A 6,303-nucleotide genomic window follows, 5' to 3' on the forward strand; every position below is an offset into this window, starting at 1 on the left:
TTTTATTAAGCGACATTTGAAGAAGGAGAAGTGATTGCATTCATTTCAAATTTAAAAACTTTGATCTTAAAGAAGCCTTATTATAAAGTTAAAGTATAACAAACTCTTCAACTATCACATGCCCGACATGTTCGTTGACACGACCGATAATTTGTCTACGGTTGATAGCTAATTCGTGTTTTACGACTGCAGATTCCACCTTCACGTACAGTTTCCTGTCTTTGATATAGATATGTTGCGTTCTTCTTGCGATGTATGGACCAATAATATCTTCCCAGAAAGTTACGACCGATGATTCCTCATATTTGCGACGCAAGCGGTATACTTCCAACCACTTTTCTACCGCTTGCTTCATGCTGATATCATCACGGGTCGGTATTTCATCCACTTTCTTCTTATATAACATGCGCTTGTCCTCCTTCGATATCAAATATACGGATAGGTTGTTGGATTTCGTCGAATATCTTTTGAATTCTGCTAGCGTCTGTATCGGTAATAAATATCTGTCCAAATTCATCGTCCGACACCATCTGCATCAGTTTTTTGGTACGTTTATCATCCAACTTGTCAAAGATATCATCCAATAACAACAAGGGTTTAAACTTATTTTGCTCCTGCAAATATGTGTATTGTGCTAATTTTAAGGCTATCAAAAAAGACTTTTGCTGTCCCTGCGAACCAAATTTCTTCAAAGGCATTTCGCCGTGAATCGTAAATAGCAAATCATCTTTATGAATACCCTGTGTTGTACGTTCTAGTATTCTATCCTTTTCTAAAGAAGATTCCAATAGTTGATTGAAATCAGCTCCATCCAATTGAGAATCATACAACAAAGTAACCTCTTCTGCGCTTTCTGAGAGGTACTGATAATGACGTTGGAAAGAAGGTGTAAAATTCTCCATAAACTTTTTACGTTTGTGGTAAATAACCTCTCCTACTTCCACCAATTGCATATTCAAAACTTCCAAAAGTCCAATATCGAAAACACCCTTTTCTTTGATGTTCTTCAACAAAGTATTACGCTGCAATAAAATCTTATTATAAGAAATCAGGGTATCTAAATAACGGTTATCCGTTTGTGAAATGACATTATCAACAAACTTTCTACGCTCTTCCGAGCCTTCTAGGATAATCAACGTGTCATTTGGCGATATCATCACCAATGGAAATTGACCGATGTGGTCTGCCAAACGTGGATAATCTTTCTTATTGCGTTTGAATTGTTTTTTCTGATTCTTTTTAAGGCTACAAGAAATAACATCTGGTCTTTCTTCCCGCTCGAATTCACCTTGCACCATAAAATATTCTTCACCCTTTTTGATATGTTGAGAATCAATCGGGTTGAAATAAGATTTGCAAAGCGATAGGTAATGAATCGCATCCAACAAATTTGTCTTACCTGCACCATTTGCACCCGTGAATGCATTCACTTCAGGCAAAAAAGTCAAATTCGAATCAGTGTAATTCTTAAAATTTAAAACAGAAAGTTGTTTCAACCACATGTTACAAAGTAAAAACTAAAAAAGTACAAGTCAAAAAAATAGGTTGATTAGTTTTAGACACTAACCAACCTATTCTCAAATCGAATATGAAAACCTACTTTACTTCTTCAAAATCAATAAATTCACCAGCATTAGAAGCTACTTTACGCTTTTCTTCTTTTGGTGGGACATAATCAACATGCAATTCACCAGTTGAATTTGTATTTCTTTGATTATTATCTTGATATGTCGATTGTGGACCAAAAGGATTACCTGAAGTATACGTATAAGTAAATGCGCCTTGTCCTTGCTGTGCTTTCTTCATCATGCGCTCCGCAAGTTTTTTCATTGCGAATGGTAATAATAAACGCATCGAAAATTTGAAAACATAGTAAAAGGTAATTACTCCTAAAATAAAATATAAAGCTGTCATCTGTATTATCTATTTAACCAAATATATTAAAAACGTCAAAAACTTAAGTCAACATAATGTCAGACTGAAATCTCTTAACATTATTTAAGACTTCGACTTTTGGATAGCGTTATACAATTCTTCTTGACGATGCGTACCAATGATGTACGTTAACCCATCTTTATCTGTCAGCCACACAGCGTCTTTTCCTCCCGAATAGAATCTTATTTTGCCATTTTTGTGTAAGTTGTACACTGGATTATTAAAGATATATGTGCTATATGGTTTCTTTTCGACAGAAACTATCGAAGACAAATCAATTTTTACCAATCTGGTAGACCACAATCCACTTAACACCACATTGCCATTGTATACATCAGTCTTGTAATGCACCAAGTACATCATCACGATGGACACCACAATAATACAACTCCCTACGATGAAGAAAAGTTGTCTCGACGGTAGATGGTCTACATTCAAGTAGTATACAATAAAACAAAACAAGGCCAAAGTCATGCGCACACTAATCCACGTCATGTCTCTTCCCAAAAATTGTCGCTCTACAAAATGCTTTTCTTGACTCATATCGTTCGTAAATTGCAAACTAATTTAAGGACTTTTTGTGTATTATCCCTAATCTTAAATCTTTCGTCCAAATGATAATTTACGACCCATATGATGCGCCCATCCCCATTGACTAATATAGGAACTTGCTTTTTATCCAAAATATTAATCTTTTTTTGAATAAAATAATCACTTAACTTTTTCTTCCCTTGCATCCCAAGTGGCTGAAAAACATCACCTTCTTCCCACGAACGGATCGTCAATGGATATATTACTTCATCAAAATCAACTTGCGCAACTCCTTTATCATATAAAACTTTTAAATCTTCGGAGATTTCAAAATTAAATTGATAATCATTCCACAAAACTTTAGTATCTGTTTCCTCAATTTGTATACCTTCATCCGTTTCGGATTTTTTTGATAGAATAACCGCCTCCCTATCCTTAACTAGAATATAATTTTCGGATTCAAATTGTCTACCCGATTCTTTATCTAAGCTACCCAATAAATCTTGTAGTACATTCTTTTTAAAACCGTATGGCTCTAACATAAAATACAATTCGTTCATAGAAAGCTTTTGAATTTCAGATTTCAGCATTTGCCAAGAATCTTTTCCACGCAGTATAAGTATCTCATTTCTCAAGCGACTTATGAAAGAATATAAAACTTGTTGGCTATCTCGAAATCGTTGGATGTTGTCATCCATAATGGTAACAAATTCGGGATTCAGCTTCTCAAATTCTGGTATAATATCTAACCGAATTTTATTACGGGCATACTTATTAGAAAAATTGGATGAATCATCTCGAAAAGGAATTCCTAGTTGCTGAACAAAATCGGTGATTTCTTTGCTTTGCAAAAAAAGCAATGGACGCACGACTTTTGAATCATTGCGCTTTGGAAGAATCCCTTGAAGCCCTTGCAAACCTGTTCCACGTGACAAGTTAAATAATACGGTCTCGACAGCATCATTTATATGCTGTGCTACCGCAATAACTTTACAGTTTCGTTTTGCTCGCAATTCCTCAAACCACGCATAACGTAATTCGCGAGCTGCCATTTGAATTGATATTTTGTTGGATTCAGCGTAATTGATAGTATCAAAATTTTTGACATGAAAAGCAATGGAATGCTCTTCTGCAAAATCACGAACTAATTTTTCATCAGCATCTGATTCATCGCCTCTAAGTTGGAAATTACAATGTGCTATTTCGATTGAAAAATTAGCTTTATGAAGCAACCATAATAAGAGCATAGAATCACGACCACCACTTACCGCAACAAGGATTTTATCACCCTGGCTAAACAGCTCATTTTCTTTCACATAACACTCAAATCGCTTGATAAGTTCCATCTACCAAAATTATGCATTAAAAATTGATTTTATTTAATACGAAAAATCAATGTCTTAACATTTTTTTGCTATTTAATTATCTATTTTTGCCTTCGTGAAGAAGTATATATCATTACTCCTATTTATCCTAACCGTACAAGTATTGTTCGGACAAATTCCTGCGCAAGTAAGTGAAGCGAACCGCATGAATCTAGTGTCGTCAAGCTCTGGTCGTATCAACGCCAAAACAGGGCATATGACATTCTATAACCCTGTTTATGAGCACAAAGGAAATACATTATCTGCGGACAGTGGATATATTTATGAGAATGAAATCAAACAACAATTTTTTGAAGCATTTGGTAATGTAGTCATTACACAACCATCTGGTACAGTAATATATTCTGACTACCTGCATTATGATGCGGCAGTGCAGCTCGCTAAATTGACTAAAAATGTGAGGTTAGTCGATAGAAATTCCGTTCTTACTACTAATTTCTTGACCTACAATATGCGTTCTAAAATTGGAACTTATACAGGCGGTGGAAGAATCGTAACACAATCCGACACTATTACTTCTCGTAATGCATTTTACTTCGAGAATACTGGAGATGCTTATTTTCGTCACAAAGTAATTGTACGAAATCCTTCCGTAAAAGTATACACGGACTCTATGCGCTACAACAGCATAAGCAAAGACACTTACTTTTATGGTCCTACGAATATCAAAGGAAATCAGCAAGAGAACCTATATACCGAGCGAGGCGTCTATAATACTGCAACAGGAATAGCAAATTTCAACAAGAACAATTTATATACAGAAGGAAGTCGTTTTCTTAAAGGTGATAGTCTACATTACGAGCGTGAATTTGGCATAGGCAAAGCGTTTCGAAATGTCGTATTCGTAGATACATTAGACAAGTTCTACGCATATGGCGGTAAGGGGGAATACCACCAAGGTGAAGAATCCATCTTGATGACTGATAAGCCATTTATCATTACAGTGGTGCAAAACGATTCGGATAGCATTGCTACAGATTCTACTGCTGTAAGACCTCCTATTATTGGCAAAGAAGGTAAAGAAGATAAAAAAGAAAAAAAACAAGAAGAGAAGAAATTAGCTCTTGATAATGACAATCTAGAAAGTAAAGCTAAGAATATTGATGAGGGATCAACGCTGACTATAAAACCTGAACCTAAAATAGATTCAGTATTTATGACTGCCGACACGCTCTACTCAAGAATGATCCTTGCCAAAGAATATAGGCCTTTGGACTTAAAATTAGATCGTAATGGTGGTCAAATGCTGGAAGAAGATGAACAAGACTATGGTGATGATGAAATAAGTGGGGACGAATTAGTTGATACAAAAACTAATGTCACGGGAAAAACTGAATCAGAAAGTGTCGGAAATACAGTTCAACAAAAACAGAAAGCAAACAAAACAACTTCCGAATCCACTCCAAAGCAGACGCAGAAACAGTCTATTAATAATAACGGTGAAGGAAGACACCACATAGAAAAAACTTTAAAAGCAGATTCAGTTCTACGTCAACGAGCTGTTGTTCCTATTGCAGGACATGCCGATAGCGCGATAAATAAAGCTTTAAAGATTGCACAGCAACCAAATATAAATGATGGACAAAATGATTCTACGCAACAAGCTTTATCTGACACTTCTCGCACTCGAATAGTCAAAGCCTACTACAATGTTCGTCTGTTCAAATCCGACCTCCAAGCTGTAGCAGATTCAGTATACTATGGTATGCAAGATTCGATGTTTAGATTTATGGGAAGACCAATGATATGGGCAAAAGATTCCCAAATATCTGCGGACACTATATTTATGCAAATCGTAAACCAAAAAATGGATAATGCATTACTGAAAGAAAATGCATTTATGGTGAATGCTTTATCAGATTCTACTAAGTTCAATCAATTGAAGGGGCGAAAAATAACAGCATTTTTTGCTAATAACAATATAGAAAGACTTTTTGTGGATGGTAATGCGGAAAATCTTGTTTTCTCAGAAAATGAGAAAACCAAAGTAATCACCGAAATGTTTCACGATCGAGGAGGACGAATCAAGGTTAGGATGGAGAATCGCAAGATAATTGATTATATAACAATTAAGAAAGTTGACCAAAAAGTTTATCCTTTTGCGATGGTGACGCAAGAAAATGAAATTCTTCCTGGTTTCATATGGCGACCGCAAGATCGACCAACTTCCAAAGAAGATCTGCTAAATCGAAAACGCGAAATTCCTAAAGAAAGTAATAAACAAGAAGATTCTAAAACTTTAGAAACTAAAGCTGAAGAAATAGAAACAGTAGACCAATAAATATTAAAAGCTTATCTATGATAAGCTTTTAATATTTATTGGTCTCTTGACTTTGGCTGTTTACTAGATATTTTAAAAAAATGCGGTGATTTTTGATTTATCGCATTTTTTTTATAACTTAACATCTAGTTAAACAACTAGATATGGGATATCCAACAAAAGTTCAAGTGA

Annotated in this window: 6 protein-coding genes; 1 reads left to right on the forward strand and 5 read right to left on the reverse strand. The window is 35.1% G+C overall.

Annotated features, from left to right (window positions below):
* Positions 1 to 88: 88 nt before the first annotated feature.
* The 5 genes from GOQ17_RS02605 to tilS form a co-directional block, all read right to left on the reverse strand.
* Positions 89 to 406, reverse strand: coding sequence for a DciA family protein (locus GOQ17_RS02605; protein WP_159634366.1), 318 nt, complete (start codon positions 404 to 406; stop codon positions 89 to 91).
* Positions 396 to 1,502, reverse strand: coding sequence for a DNA replication/repair protein RecF (gene recF, locus GOQ17_RS02610; RefSeq protein ID WP_159634368.1), 1,107 nt, complete (start codon positions 1,500 to 1,502; stop codon positions 396 to 398). The genes GOQ17_RS02605 and recF overlap by 11 nt, the downstream gene beginning before the upstream one ends.
* Before the next feature lie 94 nt (positions 1,503 to 1,596).
* Complete coding sequence (locus tag GOQ17_RS02615) at positions 1,597 to 1,914, reverse strand: DUF4834 family protein (protein ID WP_159634370.1); 318 nt, start codon at positions 1,912 to 1,914, stop codon at positions 1,597 to 1,599.
* Between the two features lie 84 nt (positions 1,915 to 1,998).
* Positions 1,999 to 2,478, reverse strand: a complete 480-nt coding sequence (locus tag GOQ17_RS02620) for a hypothetical protein (protein WP_159634372.1) — start codon at positions 2,476 to 2,478, stop codon at positions 1,999 to 2,001.
* A complete protein-coding gene (gene tilS / locus GOQ17_RS02625) occupies positions 2,475 to 3,812 on the reverse strand; it encodes a tRNA lysidine(34) synthetase TilS (RefSeq protein WP_159634374.1) in 1,338 nt (445 codons plus the stop codon). The genes GOQ17_RS02620 and tilS overlap by 4 nt, the downstream gene beginning before the upstream one ends.
* Positions 3,813 to 3,906: 94 nt before the next feature.
* On the opposite strand from tilS, the gene GOQ17_RS02630 reads away from it, so the two are divergent.
* The gene (locus GOQ17_RS02630) at positions 3,907 to 6,132 is read left to right on the forward strand and encodes an OstA-like protein (RefSeq protein WP_236537026.1); all 2,226 of its coding nucleotides are present in this window, start codon (positions 3,907 to 3,909) and stop codon (positions 6,130 to 6,132) included.
* Positions 6,133 to 6,303: the final 171 nt, after the last annotated feature.

It is taken from the genome of Sphingobacterium composti, from assembly GCF_009829075.1.
In the GTDB taxonomy this organism is placed as follows: Bacteria; Bacteroidota; Bacteroidia; order Sphingobacteriales; family Sphingobacteriaceae; genus Sphingobacterium; species Sphingobacterium composti.

Coding starts and splice junctions, on each gene's coding strand:
- GOQ17_RS02605 (WP_159634366.1), bottom strand. CDS start 406: ATGTTATATAAGAAGAAAGTGGATGAAATACCGACCCGTGATGATATC.
- recF (WP_159634368.1), bottom strand. CDS start 1,502: ATGTGGTTGAAACAACTTTCTGTTTTAAATTTTAAGAATTACACTGAT.
- GOQ17_RS02615 (WP_159634370.1), bottom strand. CDS start 1,914: ATGACAGCTTTATATTTTATTTTAGGAGTAATTACCTTTTACTATGTT.
- GOQ17_RS02620 (WP_159634372.1), bottom strand. CDS start 2,478: ATGAGTCAAGAAAAGCATTTTGTAGAGCGACAATTTTTGGGAAGAGAC.
- tilS (WP_159634374.1), bottom strand. CDS start 3,812: ATGGAACTTATCAAGCGATTTGAGTGTTATGTGAAAGAAAATGAGCTG.